Raw genomic sequence first — 15,535 nt, forward strand, 5'->3', positions numbered from 1 at the left:
GGCTCGGGGGGCTCCGCGTCGCGGGGGGCGCGCCAGCCCTCCCCCCCCGCCGATGACAGGAACCCGCCGAACCGGATCGTGCCCTCGGAAAACGCACGCGAGCACCGAGTGACGGCGACCCGCCGAAACGGAACGGGCCGTCAGGAGGCGCGGGCGAGCACCGAGTGCCGGCGCCCGTACCCGAGGTACACCGCCGCGCCGACGAGCATCCAGACGCCGAACGCGAGCCAGGTGATCCAGCCGAGCGTCACCATCAGCAGCACGCAGAAGGCGCAGCCGAGCACCGGCACGACCGGGTAGAGCGGCACACGGAAGGTCCGGTCGAGCTCGGGCCGGTTGCGGCGCAGCCAGATCACCGAGACGTTGACGAGGGCGAAGGCGAACAGTGTGCCGATGCTCGTGGCGTCGGCGAGGGCGCCGAGGGGCACCAGCGCCGCCGCGAGGGCGACCGCGCCGCCGACGATCAGCGTGCCGGCGACGGGCGTCTGCGTGCGGGGCGAGATGCGACCGAGCACCCTCGGCACGAGTCCGTCGCGCGACATCGACACGAAGATGCGGGTCTGGCCGTAGAGCACGGTGAGGACGACGCTCGCGATGGCCAGCACGGCGGCGACGGCGAACACGAACGCGACCCACGGCTGACCGGTGATCTCGGCCACGATCGCGACGAGCGACGCCTCGCCGTCGGTGAAGGTCTCCCACGGGCGGGCGCCGATGGCGGCCACCGCGACGAGGATGTACAGCACGGTGATGATCACGATCGAGGCGATGATCGCCCGCGGGAGGTCCCTCTTCGGGTCGCGCGCCTCCTCGCCGGCCGTCGACGCCGCGTCGAAGCCGATGTACGAGAAGAACAACCGCGACGCCGCGGCCGAGACGCCTGCGGCGCCCATCGGGGCGAGGGGTTCGAAGTTGCCCGCGCTGAAGGCCGTGAAGGCGACCGCCACGAAGAACACCAGCAGCCCGATCTTGACGACCACGAGCACGGTGTTGACCCAGGCCCCCTCGCGGGCGCCCGGCACGAGCACGAGCATCGCGACGATGACGAGCAGGGCCGCGGGCAGGTTGACGACCCCGCCGGCGCCCGGGGGCTCGGCGATCGCGTCGGGGAGTGCGAGGCCGAACACGCCGAGGGCCTCGTTCACGTACTGACCGGCACCGACCGCCACCGCGGCGACCGACACCGCGTACTCGAGCACGAGGCACCAGCCGCAGACCCAGGCGAGGCCCTCGCCGAGCGTCGCGTAGGCGTAGCTGTAGCTCGACCCCGAGACGGGCACGCTGCCGGCCATCTCGGCGTACGACAGCGCCGACAGCAGGGCCGCGACGCCCGCGAGCACGAAGGCGATCCAGACGGCGGGCCCGGCGAGGGGCACGGCCGTGCCGAGCACGACGAGGATCCCGGTGCCGAGCGTCGCCCCGATGCTGATCGCGGTCAGGTGCCACACGCCGAGCGACCTCCGCAGACGCGGACGACCCGCGGAGTCCGTGGCCGCCGCGGCGCTCGCGTCGCTCTCGGCGGCGAACGCCTCGATGGGCTTGCGCTGCCGCAGCTGGGCGGCGAGCGAGAGGCGGGCGGAGGGCGAGGCGGTGTCTCTGGGCACCGCGAGAGGCTACCAGGCACCCGCAGCGCCCTCGGCGTCGCAGCACGCCCTCCGCGCCCTCCGAGGGGGAAGGTCAGTCGTCGATGTGCAGACCGAGCTCGCGGACCCTCGTCATCGCCTCGCGACGGGACGACGCCTGGAGCTTCCGGTAGATGCTCCGCACATGGCTCTTGACGGTGTTGACCGAGATGAACAGCTGACTGCCGATCTGGCCGAGCGTCTGCCCGGTGGCCAGGTGGCGCACGATCACGAGCTCGCGGTCGCTGAGGGGCTCGTCGAGGCGAGGCGCCGCGTCGACCGACGAGCCGAGGAGGCGCTCCAGGCTCGCCCGGATCGGCTGCGACTGCTCGCGGTGCGACGCCCGCTCGAGCAGGTGCCGCAGCACGTCGTCCCCGAGGGTCGAGAACATCCACACCGACTCGTTGCGCCCGGCGCCCAGGAGCGACCGGTCGAACGCGATGTCGGCCCGGGCCGTCTCGCCGAGGGCCAGGTGCGCGGCGGCGACGATGGCGTGCACGTGCGGCATCGTGCGGTCGCTGTGGAGGTCGCCGAGCACCAGACAGGGCTCGAGGGCGTCGAGCGCGGCCTCCGGTTCGCCGGCCGCGAGGTGCACGAGCGCGAGCACGCGGGCCGGGCACTGGATGTGTCTCGGGGTCGGGACGAGCGGGGCCGCGAGACGCCGCGCCTCCTGCGGCTGACCGAGGCAGCGCATCGTCTCGGACCGCAGCGACGCGATGGCGGCCGGCAGCGTCGACGTGCCGGTGAAGGCGTCGACCAGCCGGGTGATCCGGGCCAGCAGGTCCAGCACCTCGATGTAGCGGCGTTCGACGAGGCAGGCGTGGGCCTCGGCGAACCAGCCGTGCGCCTCCCAGTCGCTGCCGCGGGTGGCGAGCCGGACGGACTCGACGGGGGCGGCGACGCCGGGCTCGCCGCGTTCGAGCGCGAGCTGCAGCCGGGTGATCTGCGCGAGCGCGGCGAAGACGCTAGACATCAGCTCGGTACCCTCGGCCAGCGCCTCGGCCGCCTCGAGGTGCTCGTCGGCGAGGCGGAAGTCGCCCAGCAGCATCGCGACGTACGCCAGGGCCGAGAGGCACTCGACGCGTTCGGCGAGGCTCAGGTGCTCGACGGCGAGGCCGCCGGCGAGGCCGAGGGCGAACTGGGCCTGGTCGTACTCGCCGTAGTGGACGCGGATCAGTCCGAGCTGCAGCGAGAACGAGGCGCTGAGCGAGATGCGCGTGCTGATGGACTCGGTCGTGTCGTTCTCGATCAGGGTGCGAGCCACCTCGAGGTGCTCGTGGGCGACGACGAGGTTGCCGAGCGACCGCAGCGCGGCGGCGAGATGGATGTGGTAGCCGGCCCGCACCTCCAGCGACATCGTCGGATCGGCGTCGATGGCCTTGGCGACCCCTCGGAACCAGGGCAGCGCGGCGCTGCGCGAGCGCGAGCCGACGGAGCGGTGGCTGGCGGCGAGGGCCAGCAGGATGCGCGGGCGGCCCCGCCACTCGTCCTCGGGCGTCGAACGGATGGCTTCGCGCAGTCGGGCCCCCTGCAGGGGCGCGATGCTCGTCCAGGCGCGTTCGATCGCGTCGAGGGCAGCCCGGTGGTCGGCGGGCTGCATCTCGGCGCTCGGGTAGTCGGCGGCCGTATCGTCAGGCGTGTTCACGGGTCCTAACCTCTGCCGTATCGGGGTTCCTCGGTCGGGTACGAGGACTACGGCGTCGGGATGGTGGTCGTCCATCCGTCGCGCTCATACTAAGGTGACATCTCCGCTCCATCGATCAATTGGTCGTAAGCGCCCTGAAATGGGGGCCGAACGTGTACCCCGATGGTCTTCGGCGTACCGTTGGCGGATGAGCAGGATGGACTCCGTCGCCTCGGGCGGCGGGATGCGCGGCGGCGGGACGCGCCCCGGTCGCGTCTCGAGCGGCGACGTCCGGGCGCAGAAGGCGGCCAACGCCGAGGCCCCCCGGGTGCCGCATCTGCTGCGACGCATCCGCGGGCTGTTCGGGCCGCACAAGCGGGCTCTGGTCGTCACCGTCGTGCTCGTGTTCATCGGGGCCGCGATCAGCGTGCTGCCGCCCTTGCTCACGAAGCAGGCCTTCGACCGCGGGCTGTTCCCGAGCGGTGGCCCGGACGTGCCGGTGCTGCTCGAGCTCGTCGGGGCGATGATCGGACTCTGGGTGCTGTCGGCGGGCATCGGCGTCTGGCAGACCTTCCTGACCGCGACGGTCGGCAACAAGGTGATGGGGGCGCTGCGGATCCGGCTGTTCGGTCACCTGCAGAACATGGAGCTGGCGTTCTTCACCCGCACCAAGACCGGTGTCATCCAGTCGCGGCTGCAGAACGACGTCGGCGGAGTCGCGAACGTCCTCAGCAACACGATCTCGAGCGTGCTCGGCAACACCGTCACCGTCATCGCGGCCTTCGTCTCGATGCTCGTGCTCAGCTGGCAGATGACCGTCGTGACGGTGATCCTGCTCCCTCTGCTGGTGGTCGCCCAGCGCCGGGTCGGCCAGGTGCGGGCGCGCATCGCCACGCAGACGCAGGAGTCGCTGAGCGACATGACCGCCATCACGCAGGAGGCGCTCAGCGTCAGCGGGATCCTGCTGGCGAAGAGCTTCAACCAGCAGAGGGCCGAGATCGAGCGCTACTCGGCCGAGAACCGGACCCAGATCGGTCTGCAGGTGCGCCAGCAGATGAGCGGGCAGTGGTTCTTCGCGGTCGTGCAGATCTTCCTGTCGGTGATCCCCGCGGTCATCTACCTCGTGGCGGCCTGGCTGATCCTCCGCGACGTGCCGGTGACGGCGGGCACGATCGTCGCCTTCACGACGGTGCAGGCGCGGTTGACGTTCCCCCTCATGGGGCTGCTGCGGGTCGCCCTCGACCTGCAGACGTCCGGCGCGCTCTTCGCGCGCATCTTCGAGTACCTCGACCTGCACCCGGCGATCGACGACGACCCCTCGGCGCGCACCGTCGACGAGTCGCGTCTCGGCCGGGTCGAGTTCGACGACGTGTCGTTCTCGTACCCCGACGCCGAGCCCGGCCAGCGGACCCTCGACGGGGTCTCGTTCGACATCGCGCCGGGTCAGTTCGCCGCGTTCGTCGGACCGAGCGGGGCCGGCAAGACGACGGTGTCGTATCTGATCCCGCGGTTCTACGAGGTCTCCGGAGGCGCGGTGCGGTTCGCCGGGACGGACGTCCGCGAGCTGCGCCAGGAGTCCCTCGTCGAGCACATCGGCATCGTCAGCCAGGAGACGTACCTCTTCCACGCGACGATCGCCGACAACCTCCGGTACGCCCGGCCCGACGCCACCGACGAGCAGATCGTCGACGCGGCCCGGCGGGCGAACATCCACGACACCGTGGCGTCGTTCCCCGAGGGCTACGACACGGTCGTCGGCGAGCGCGGCTATCGGCTGTCGGGCGGCGAGAAGCAGCGCATCGCAATCGCCCGGGTGCTCTTGAAGGACCCTGCGGTGCTCGTGCTCGACGAGGCCACCAGCGCGCTCGACACGGTCTCGGAGCGCGTCGTGCAGGAGGCGCTCGACACCGCCGCCCGCGGCCGCACCACGATCGCCATCGCGCATCGGCTCTCGACCGTGCGGGCCGCCGACGTGATCTTCGTCGTCGACGCCGGGCGCGTGGTCGAGCGGGGCACGCACGACGAACTGGTCGCCCTGGGCGGCGTGTACGCGGAGCTCTACGGGCAGCAGGTCACGACCGGCTGAGCTCTGCGGCGGCCCCGTCGCGGAGCGCCCCTCGGCTGGGCGCCGGCCTACTCGCGTTCGGCGAGCATGTCCTCCATCGCGTCGATCTCGCTCTCCTGGCTCTGCACCATGCCGGTGGCGAAGACCCGCACCTGACGGTTCTCACTGCGGGCGAGCACGGCGTCGGCCATCTCGACCCCGCCGCGGTGGTGGGCGATCATCAGGGTCAGGAACATGCGCTCGGCCTCGACGCCGCTGGCCGCCTCGAGCGCGGCGAGCTGCTCGTCGGTGGCGAGCCCCGGCATCGGACCGCCGGGTTCGTGGGTGGCGACCGGCGTGGCCGAGCCGCCCGCGCCTCCGGACGGGGTGTGCTGGTGGTCGCCGTACGAGCCGTCGAGGGTCGGCCGCGACATCCAGGTCATGGTCGGTTCGGAGGGGGCCTGCGGCACCCCCCAGAGCTCGAGCCAGGCGAACATCTGCCCGGCCTGCTGCGACTGGGTCAGCGCCATGTCGTAGGCCATCGACCGCGTCGCCGGGTCGTCGGTGCGGTCGCGGACGATCATGGCCATCCGCACGGCCTGCTCGTGGTGCACCTGCATGTCGCGCGAGAAGCCCGCTTCGACGCTCTCGGTGCCGGGCGTGACCGGGTTCGGCGAGCTCAGCCGACCGACGGCGATGCCGATCAGCAGCACGAGGGCGATGCTGAGGGCCGCGGCGACCACGAGCCGGACGCGGCGACCCCGGGAGGCACGGGTCGGGTCGACGACGCCCGCCCCGGTACCGCCACGGTCGGCGTCGGTCACGCGATCTTGCCTGCTCCGTCGACACCGCCGGTGCAGGGGGCGCCGGGCTCGGGGGCGTCGCCGGACTTCCAGTACTTGGTGACGAAGTCGGAGACGGCCTCCTCGTCGTCGGTCACGTTGGCGAACGGCAGCTGCGCGCCCCATGCGGAGACGTACATGGGGGAGTCGAGGCCCTCGTAGGGCGAGACGACGGCGTAGGTGCTGGGGGCGAAGTCGCGGAGCTCCTCGATCTCGGCCTCGCTCACCTGAGCGGGGTCGTAGGTGAACCAGACGGCGCCGTGCTCGAGGTCGTGGACGGCGTTCTCGTTGGGCACCGGCTCGGTGTAGACGCCGCAGTTCAGCCAGATCTGGTTGTGGTCGCCGCCCGCCGGAGGGGTCTGGGCGTAGTCGACCGGGCCGGTGACGTGGTTCGCGGTGAGGTCGGAGAAGGTCTGGGCCCCCTCGACGACGATGTCGCGCGGGTTCTCGCGCGGCTGCCCGCTGGTGACGACGAAGGCGACGACGATGCCGATCACGGCCAGACCGGCGACGGAGCCGGTCACGATGCCGATCAGGCGGTTGCGCTTCGCCCTCTCCTGCTGCTTCTTGAGCGCGGCGACCTTCTCCTGACGCCGTGCGTCGCGCTGCTGCTTGACCGAGGGCTTGTCGTTGTTGCCGTTGGCCATGTGAGGTCCTGTCGTGAGAAGGGGCCGACGTGACATCGGCGTAGCCGTCCCATTCTCGGTCACACGACGCTGAAAGGAAGGTCACAGCGTGCAGTGTCTGCACCGTCCGTGCGTCCGACACCCGTCGCCCGAGACCCCGCGGGTCTCGCCTCGTAACAGTCGCAGGGCGCCTCGATAGACTCGACGCCTGGTCGCCACCGGCGCGACCCGAGCCCGTCACCTCGAGTCCGCACCCCACGACGGAGGCGGAGAACCGGAGCCTTCGTGAAGTACGCCGAGACCGTCCTCGACCTGGTGGGCGACACCCCGCTCGTCAAGCTCAACAAGGTGACCGAGGGCATCACGGCGACCGTGCTGGTCAAGGTCGAGTACCTGAACCCCGGCGGCTCGTCGAAGGACCGCATCGCCACGCGCATCATCGACGCCGCCGAGCGCGACGGCCTGCTGAAGCCCGGCGGCACCATCGTCGAGCCCACCAGCGGCAACACGGGCGTCGGGCTCGCCCTCGTCGCGCAGCAGCGGGGCTACCGCTGCGTCTTCGTGCTGCCCGACAAGGTCGGCGAAGACAAGCGGAACGTGCTGAAGGCCTACGGCGCCGAGATCGTCGTCACCCCGACCGCCGTCGAGCCCACCAGCCCCGAGTCGTACTACAGCGTCTCCGACCGCCTCGCCCGGGAGATCCCCGGGGCCTTCAAGCCGAACCAGTACGCCAACCCGAACGGCCCGCTCAGCCACTACGAGACGACCGGGCCCGAGATCTGGCGCGACACCGACGGGCGCATCACGCACTTCGTCGCCGGCGTCGGCACCGGCGGCACCATCAGCGGCACCGGTCGCTACCTCAAGGAGATCTCAGGAGGCGCGGTGCAGATCGTCGGGGCCGATCCCGAGGGCAGCGTCTACAGCGGCGGCACCGGGCGGCCCTACCTGCTCGAGGGCGTCGGCGAGGACTTCTGGCCGAGCGCCTACGACCCGAGCGTCGTCGACCGCATCATCGCCGCCTCCGACGCCCGGTCGTTCGAGCTGACCCGGCGCCTCGCCCGCGAGGAGGGGCTGCTCGTCGGCGGTTCGTCCGGGTTGGCCGTGGCCGCCGCCCTCGACGTCGCCCGCGAGCTCGGACCGGACGACGTCGTCGTCGTGCTGCTGCCCGACAGCGGCCGCGGCTACCTGGGCAAGATCTTCAACGACGCGTGGATGCGCTCGTACGGCTTCTCGGACAGCACCGACGAGCGCACGGTGCGCGACCTGCTCGCGTCGAAGACCGGTTCGCTGCCCGAGCTGGTCCACGCCCACCCGAGCGACACCGTCCACGACGTGATCGGCATCATGACCACCTACGGCGTCTCGCAGATGCCGGTGCTCTCGGCCGAGCCCCCCGTCGTGATCGGCGAGGTGGTGGGCGCCATAGAAGAGAAGTCCCTGCTCGAGGCGCTTTTCGCCGGGGGAGCGACGATGGGCGACGCCCTCGCGCCGTTCGTCGGCGAGCCCCTGCCGCTGATCGGCATCAACGAGTCGGTCACCGCCGCGCGCACCGCCCTCGAGTCGACCGACGCGCTGCTCGTCACCGACGACGGCAAGCCGGTGGGCGTCATCACCCGCCACGACGTGCTCGCCTTCGTCTCCGCCTGATCCAGGCACCTCCGCATCGCAGTCCCCTTCGAAAGGACACCCGCATGACCCACGGCTTCTCCACCCGCGCCATCCACAGCGGTCAGGACTTCGACCCCACCACCGGTGCCGTCGTCCCGCCCATCTACCAGTCGTCGACGTTCGTGCAAGACGGCATCGGCGGGTTCCGGGGCGGGTACGAGTACGCCCGGTCGGCCAACCCGACCCGCGACTCGCTGCAGACCCTGCTCGCCGACCTCGAGGGCGGCAGCCACGCGTTCAGCTTCGCCTCGGGTCTCGCGGCTGAAGACGCGCTGCTGCGGTCGGTCCTGCGCCCCGGTTCGCGCATCGTCATGGGCAACGACGTCTACGGCGGCACCCACCGCCTGGTGAACCGGCTGCACGTGCCGTGGGGCGTCGTGCTCGAGACCGTCGAGATGACCGACCTCGACGCCGTGCGCGCCGCGGTGCGCCCCGGCGAGACCGCCGTGCTCTGGGTCGAGACCCCCAGCAACCCGCTGATGAAGATCAGCGACGTCACGGCGCTCGCCGAGATCGGCCACGCGGCGGGCGCCCTCGTCGTCGTCGACAACACCTTCGCGTCGCCCTACCTGCAGCAGCCCCTGTCGCTCGGGGCCGACGCCGTCGTGCACTCGACGACGAAGTACATCGGCGGTCACTCCGACGTCGTCGGGGGAGCGGTCGTCGTCGACGACGAGGCGCTCGCCGACAAGATCGGTTTCCTGCAGTTCGGCGCGGGCGCGGTGTCGGCTCCGATGGAGGCCTGGCTGACCGTCCGCGGCATCAAGACCCTCGGAGTCCGCGTCGACCGTCACTCGTCGAACGCCGCGACCATCGCGGACGCGCTCGAGGGGCACGCCGCCGTCGACCGCGTCTACTACCCGGGTCTCGCCTCGCACCCCGGGCACGACATCGCGGCACGCCAGATGAGGGCCTTCGGCGGCATGATCTCCGTCTCGCTGGCCGCCGGGCCGTCCGTCGCACGTCGCTTCGCCGAGTCGACCGAGCTCTTCCAGCTGGCGGAGTCCCTCGGCGGCGTCGAGTCGCTGATCGGCTACCCGACCGAGATGACGCACGCGTCGGTGCGCGGCACCGAGCTCGAGGTCCCCGAGACCGTCGTCCGTCTCTCGGTCGGCATCGAGGACGTCGACGACCTGCTCGCCGACGTGCTGCAGGCGCTCGACCGGGCCACGTCCGACTAGTCGACCTGCGCCTCCTCGACGCGGAGGGGCGGAGAGCGAGGGAGGCGCGGCCTAGGGTGGGGGGATGTCCGACGGCGCACTGAGCACCCGCCCCGAGGGGGTCCTCAGCCGGCGGTATCTCCTGGCGACGCTCGGCATGTGCGCGCTGATCGGCATCGCCGCGTTCGAGTCGCTCGCCGTCACGACGATCATGCCGATCGTCAGCGCCGACCTCGACGGCGAGAGCCTGTACTCGCTCAGCTTCGCGGCACCGCTCGCGACCGGTCTGGTCGGCATGGTGGTCGCCGGCAACTGGGCCGACCGGAGCGGCCCCCGGGTCGTCGTCATCGCGTCGATGCTGCTCTTCGCGGTCGGTCTGCTCGTCGTGGGCGCGGCCCCCGACATGACGGTCTTCCTGTTCGGGCGACTCGTGCAGGGGCTCGGGTCGGGCGCGGTGATCGTCGGCCTCTACGTCATGGTCGCGCGGCTCTACCCGCCGGCGCTGCATCCGTCGATCTTCGCGGGGTTCGCCGCCGCCTGGGTCGTCCCGGCGCTCGTGGGCCCGCTGATCGCCGGTCTCGTCGCCGAGAGCCTCAGCTGGCACTGGGTCTTCGTCGGGGCGGTCGTGCTGGCCGTGCCCGCCTTCGTGATGATCCTGCCGAGCCTCCGACGGGTCCCGCCGCCCGACCGCGCCGACGGCAGGAGCGCCGTGCCCTGGAGTCCGCGGCGGATCCTCTGGGCGGCGGGCGCCGCACTCGGGGTCCTGGCGCTGAACCTCGTCGACGAGTTCGAGCCGGCCGTCGCGGTGGCCGTGGTCGTCGCCGCCGTGGCCGCCCTCGCGATCGCCCTGCGTCCGCTGCTGCCGCCCGGCACCCTGCGTGCTCGCGCCGGTCTCCCGACCCTGGTGCTCCTCCGCGGTCTCGTCGGGGCGGCGTTCCTCGCCAGCGAGGTCTACATCCCCTACCTCCTCCAGGATCGCTACGGCTTCAGCTCGTCCGCGTCGGGCACCGCTCTGACGGCGGGGGCGCTCGGCTGGGCCCTCGCGAGCTGGAGTCAGGGGCGCCTCGGCGAGCGGGTCCCGCAGCGGACGGGCATCCGCATCGGCATCGTGCTCGTGCTCGGCGGACTCGTGGTCGCCACGCTCACCCCGCTCCTCGGTCTCGCGCCGGGTGCGCTCATCGCCACCTGGACCCTCGCCGGGTTCGGCATGGGCTTCATGTACCCGCGGTTCTCGGTGCTGACGCTGGCGCTGTCGACCGGGTCCGACCGGGGCTTCAACAGCTCCGCCCTGACGATCTCCGACTCGGCGGGCTCGGCCGTGGCGCTCGCCGTGGCCGGCGGCGCTTTCGGCCTGCTCGGCGGGGCGTCGAGCCCGTACGCGTTCGCCGCCTGCTTCGCGATCGGCTCGACCGTGGCGCTGCTGGCGCTGGTGCTCAGCGGGCGCGCGGTGCCTCGACGGACGTGAACCGCGCCTCCTGCCGTCGTCGTCCCGTGGTCGAGACGCGGCCCGCAGAACTGCATAATGGTCTGCAGACAGCGATGTGTACGGTCACACCGCTCGTGACAGAGCGACGGAGCCACGGTGAAGCCTGACATCGACAAGGTGCGTGCTCCCAACATCCGCGACGTCGCCGCTCTGGCCGGCGTCTCGTATCAGACCGTCTCCCGAGTCCTCAACGACAGTCCGAGCATCCGGCCGGCGACACGGCAGCGCGTCCTCGACGTGATCGAGCAGGTCGGCTACCGCCCTAACCAGGCGGCCCGGGCCCTCGTGACCAGCCGTTCGCGCGCGATCGGCGTGCTCACCCTGCAGAACGTCCACTTCGGCCCGCAGACGATGGTCAACGCGATCGAGGCGGAGGCGAGGGCGGCCGGCTACCGGCTGAGCATCGCCAGCACGACGCGAGCCGACGACGACGTCCGCGCGAGCCTCGACCTGCTGACCAGTCAGGCGGTCGAGGCGATCATCGTCATCGCGCCGCAGCGCAAGTTCTTCGACGTCATCGACGAGCTCGACCTCGACGTGCCGATCGTCGCCCTCGACTCGACGCAGCGCAATCGGGCGCACAGCCTGTCGGTCGACCAGTTCGCCGGCGCCCGCCTGGCCACCCGGCACCTCATCGACCTCGGTCACCGCCACATCGTCCACGTCGCCGGCCCGCAGGACTGGATCGAGGCGGACGAGCGCATGCAGGGGTTCCTGTTCGAGATGGGCGAGGCGGAGCTCTCGATCGAGCCGCCCATCCTCGGCGACCTGACGGCGGACTTCGGCTACCTCGCCGGCAAGGAGCTGCTGCGCCGCCGCGACTTCACGGCCGTGTTCGCGGCGAACGACCTGATGGCCGTCGGGCTGCTGCACGCCTTCCGCGAGGCGGACGTGGACGTCCCCCGCGAGGTCAGCGTCGTCGGCTTCGACGACGCGCCCACGGCGGCGCACCTGTGGCCCCCGCTCACGACCGTCCGGCAGGACTTCGACCTGATCGGGCGTCGCGCGGTCGAGCTCGTCATCGGCGAGCTCGAGGGGCACGAGGTGATCGACCGCACCCTGCTGGCCGCCGAGCTGATCGTCCGCGCCTCGACCGACCGGCCGTGGTTCCTGTGACGGGAGGGGTGCGGGGAGCGTCGTCGCGCCTCCTCGGCGGCCTCTCCGCGGCCCGACCGTCGACCGGCTCGGCACCGCTTCATAACAGATCGGCCACGGCGTTTGACACGGGGCTTTCTCAGGATTAGCTTTGCTCCAGTCGCGGTGTGAACGGTCACATTCAGTCACCGCAACGATCCGGAGCCTCTGGTGCGGATCGCCGCCCGACGCCGAACAGACAGTGCCCGCCACGCCCTCAGGGAGCGGCGGACCGACAGAGAAGTCGAAACGTGGAGGTCAGCGTGCCCGGTGCACACATCACGACGAGCGGAACCCGCGGGGGTGGCGCGCGTGGCTGAGTCCCCGATCATCCTCGAGATGCGCGGCATCACGAAGGAGTTCCCCGGCGTCAAGGCCCTCGACGCCGTGTCGATGCAGGTCCGGGCCGGCGAGGTCCATGCGATCTGCGGCGAGAACGGCGCTGGCAAGTCGACCCTGATGAAGGTCCTCTCGGGCGTCTACCCGTACGGCACCTACACCGGCGACATCGTCTACCAGGGCGACGAGATGCGCTTCCGCGACATCAAGTCGAGCGAGTCGGCCGGCATCGTGATCATCCATCAAGAGCTCGCCCTGATCCCCGAGCTCTCGATCACCGAGAACATCTTCCTCGGCAACGAGCCCACGCGCTTCGGCGCCATCGACTGGTCGACCGCCAAGCTGCGCGCCATCGACCTGCTCGCCCGGGTCGGCCTGAAGGACGACCCCGACACCGCCATCAAGAACCTCGGCGTCGGCAAGCAGCAGCTCGTCGAGATCGCCAAGGCGCTGAACAAGAACGTCAAGCTGCTCATCCTCGACGAGCCGACGGCCGCGCTGAACGAGGCGGACTCCCAGCACCTGCTCGACCTCATCCGCGGGCTCAAGGGCCGCGGCATCGCGTCGATCATGATCAGCCACAAGCTCAACGAGATCGAGGCCATCGCCGACTCGATCACGATCATCCGAGACGGCAAGACGATCGAGACCCTCGACGTCAAGGCCGACGGAGTCAACGAGGACCGCATCATCCGCGGCATGGTCGGCCGCAACCTGGCGAGCCGGTTCCCCGACCGCACCCCCAAGATCGGCGACGTGCTCTTCGAGGTCAAGGACTGGTGGGTGCGTCACCCGCAGACCGCCGAGCGCTTCGTCTGCAAGGGGTCGAACATCACGGTGCGTCGCGGCGAGATCGTCGGTCTCGCCGGGCTGATGGGCGCCGGTCGCACCGAGCTCGCGATGAGCGTCTTCGGACGCTCGTACGGGCAGTTCGTCTCGGGCACGATCGTGAAAGACGGTCGCGAGATCGAGATCAAGAACGTGCGCGACGCGATCGACAACGGGCTCGCCTACGTCTCCGAAGACCGCAAGGTGCTCGGGCTCAACCTGCTCGACGACATCAAGCGCTCGACGGTGTCGGCGAAGCTGTCGAAGATCTCGCGGGGCTCGGTCGTCGACCGCTACCAGGAGCACACGATCGCCGAGGACTACCGCAAGAGCCTGCGCGTGAAGACGCCGACCGTCGACGAGGGCGTCGCGAAGCTCTCCGGCGGCAACCAGCAGAAGGTCGTGCTGGCGAAGTGGATGTTCACCGACCCCGACATCCTCATCCTCGACGAACCGACCCGCGGCATCGACGTGGGCGCGAAGTTCGAGATCTACAACATCATCAACCAGCTCGCGGCCCAGGGTAAGGGCGTCATCGTGATCTCGTCCGAGCTGCCCGAGCTGCTCGGTCTCTCGGATCGGATCTACACGATCTTCGAGGGCACCGTCACGAACGAGATCGACGCGTCCGAGGCCGACGCCGAGACGCTGATGAGAACAATGACGTCCAAGAAGAAGGAGAACGCCGCATGAGTGGCATCAAAGACCTGAAGAAGGTGTTCGGCGGCAACCAGTCGAACGCCCGCCAGTTCGGGATGATCGCGACCCTGGTGGTCGCCATCCTGATCTTCCAGGTCCTCACGGGCGGACTCACCCTCGACCCGCCCAACCTGATCGCCCTGGTCAGCCAGTACTCGTACATCCTGATCCTCGCGATCGGCATGGTCATGGTCATCGTCGCCGGCCACATCGACCTCTCGGTCGGCTCGGTCGCCGCGTTCGTCGGAATCATGGTCGCGACCTCGATGACCACCTGGAACTTCCCGTGGCCCGTCGCCATCGTCTTCGGCCTGGTGGTCGGTGCGGCGATCGGCGCCTGGCAGGGCTTCTGGGTCGCCTACGTCGGGGTGCCCGCGTTCATCGTGACGCTGGCGGGCATGCTGCTCTTCCGCGGTGCGAACCAGTTCGTCGGCAACGCGGTCACGCTGCCCGTCCCCGAGGGCTACACGGTCATCGGCGCCGGCTACCTGCCCGAGTTCGGCCCGAACACCGGGTACAACAACGCGACCCTGCTGCTCGGTCTCGTCCTCGCAGCCGTCGTCGTCTGGCGCGAGTTCCGCCTGCGTCGCAAGCAGCAGGCCATGGGCTCCGACATGGCGCCGATGTGGGTCAGCCTCGTCAAGGTCGCCGTGCTCGTCGCGATCATCCTGTACGCGGCCACGCTCTTCGGCGGCGGCCGGGTCGGAACGTCCTTCCCGATCTCGGGCATCATCCTCGGCGTGCTCGTGCTGGTCTACGGCTTCATCACCCAGAACACGATCTTCGGTCGTCACATCTACGCGGTCGGCGGCAACTCGCACGCCGCCGAGCTGTCGGGCGTCAACGCCCGCCGGGTGAACTTCCTGGTCATGATGAACATGTCGGTGCTCGCCGCCGTGGCGGGCATGATCTACGTCGCCCGTGCCGGGGCCTCCGGCCCGCAGGACGGCCTGAACTGGGAGCTCGACGCCATCGCGTCGGTCTTCATCGGCGGCGCGGCCGTCGCCGGCGGGATCGGCACCGTGACCGGATCGATCGTCGGTGGCTTCGTCATCGCCGTGCTGAACAACGGTCTCCAGCTGCTCGGCGTCGGCTCCGACAAGGTGCAGATGATCAAGGGCCTCGTGCTGCTGATCGCCGTGGCCGTCGACGTCTACAACAAGAGCCAGGGCCGCCCGTCCATCACGGGCTTCCTGACCCGGGGGCTGAACCGCGACAAGAACGGCGTCGCGGCACCGGCCGCCACCCAGTCCGCGGCCGGCACGCAGAACGGCGTCGGACCCTCGACGGACTCCGCGAGCCCCGTCCTCACCCCCAACGGCGACGTGACCGACGTGCAGCGTCCGAACTCGACGACCCCCAACTAGACCCGCTTCCCAGCGCGACCGTCCATCGACGGCCGGTCGCGCCTCCCTCGGACCGCCGCTCGGCGGCCCACCGCACCACCTCACTCACGAGAA

At 70.6% G+C, this 15,535-nt stretch carries 11 protein-coding genes; 7 read left to right on the forward strand and 4 right to left on the reverse strand.

All coding sequences use genetic code 11. The features are described 5' to 3' along the window. Positions 1-140 precede the first annotated feature (140 nt). Both SOM13_RS04100 and SOM13_RS04105 read right to left on the reverse strand, forming a co-directional pair. Positions 141-1,604 (reverse strand): APC family permease, encoded by a 1,464-nt coding sequence (locus SOM13_RS04100; protein WP_320478959.1) that lies wholly within the window; start codon positions 1,602-1,604, stop codon positions 141-143. Between the two features lie 73 nt (positions 1,605-1,677). Beyond that, on the reverse strand, positions 1,678-3,267 hold the full coding sequence (locus tag SOM13_RS04105) for a LuxR C-terminal-related transcriptional regulator (protein ID WP_320478960.1): 1,590 nt from the start codon (positions 3,265-3,267) through the stop codon (positions 1,678-1,680). Positions 3,268-3,463: 196 nt separating this feature from the next. Between SOM13_RS04105 and SOM13_RS04110 the strand changes: the two genes are divergently transcribed. After that, entirely contained in the window at positions 3,464-5,332 is a 1,869-nt protein-coding gene (locus tag SOM13_RS04110; RefSeq protein ID WP_320479099.1) for an ABC transporter ATP-binding protein, read from the forward strand. Between the two features lie 47 nt (positions 5,333-5,379). On the opposite strand, the gene SOM13_RS04115 is transcribed toward SOM13_RS04110, so the two are convergent. Together SOM13_RS04115 and SOM13_RS04120 are read right to left on the reverse strand one after the other, a co-directional pair. Beyond that, positions 5,380-6,114: a DUF305 domain-containing protein gene (locus SOM13_RS04115; RefSeq protein ID WP_243214790.1), complete on the reverse strand. Its 735-nt coding sequence runs from the start codon at positions 6,112-6,114 to the stop codon at positions 5,380-5,382. Beyond that, positions 6,111-6,779, reverse strand: coding sequence for a DUF3105 domain-containing protein (locus SOM13_RS04120; RefSeq protein WP_192058741.1), 669 nt, complete (start codon positions 6,777-6,779; stop codon positions 6,111-6,113). Before SOM13_RS04120 ends, SOM13_RS04115 begins: the two co-directional genes overlap by 4 nt. Positions 6,780-7,043: 264 nt before the next feature. On the opposite strand from SOM13_RS04120, the gene SOM13_RS04125 reads away from it, so the two are divergent. The 6 genes from SOM13_RS04125 (at position 7,044) to mmsB (ending at position 15,442) form a co-directional block, all read left to right on the forward strand. After that, the gene (locus SOM13_RS04125) at positions 7,044-8,408 is read left to right on the forward strand and encodes a cystathionine beta-synthase (RefSeq protein ID WP_320478961.1); all 1,365 of its coding nucleotides are present in this window, start codon (positions 7,044-7,046) and stop codon (positions 8,406-8,408) included. Between the two features lie 44 nt (positions 8,409-8,452). Continuing rightward, positions 8,453-9,610, forward strand: a complete 1,158-nt coding sequence (locus SOM13_RS04130) for a cystathionine gamma-synthase (RefSeq protein ID WP_192058737.1) — start codon at positions 8,453-8,455, stop codon at positions 9,608-9,610. A gap of 64 nt (positions 9,611-9,674) precedes the next feature. Further along, positions 9,675-11,054, forward strand: a complete 1,380-nt coding sequence (locus tag SOM13_RS04135; protein ID WP_320478962.1) for an MFS transporter — start codon at positions 9,675-9,677, stop codon at positions 11,052-11,054. A gap of 117 nt (positions 11,055-11,171) precedes the next feature. Continuing rightward, entirely contained in the window at positions 11,172-12,191 is a 1,020-nt protein-coding gene (locus SOM13_RS04140; protein ID WP_192058732.1) for a LacI family DNA-binding transcriptional regulator, read from the forward strand. 357 nt (positions 12,192-12,548) lie between these two features. Continuing rightward, a complete protein-coding gene (gene mmsA, locus SOM13_RS04145; RefSeq protein WP_243214810.1) occupies positions 12,549-14,069 on the forward strand; it encodes a multiple monosaccharide ABC transporter ATP-binding protein in 1,521 nt (506 codons plus the stop codon). A gap of 5 nt (positions 14,070-14,074) precedes the next feature. Beyond that, complete coding sequence (mmsB, locus tag SOM13_RS04150) at positions 14,075-15,442, forward strand: multiple monosaccharide ABC transporter permease (RefSeq protein ID WP_243214811.1); 1,368 nt, start codon at positions 14,075-14,077, stop codon at positions 15,440-15,442. The last annotated feature ends 93 nt before the right edge of the window (positions 15,443-15,535 follow it).

Origin of the sequence: Frigoribacterium sp. CFBP9030 (assembly GCF_034045195.1) — a bacterium.
Taxonomy (GTDB): Bacteria; Actinomycetota; Actinomycetes; order Actinomycetales; family Microbacteriaceae; genus Frigoribacterium.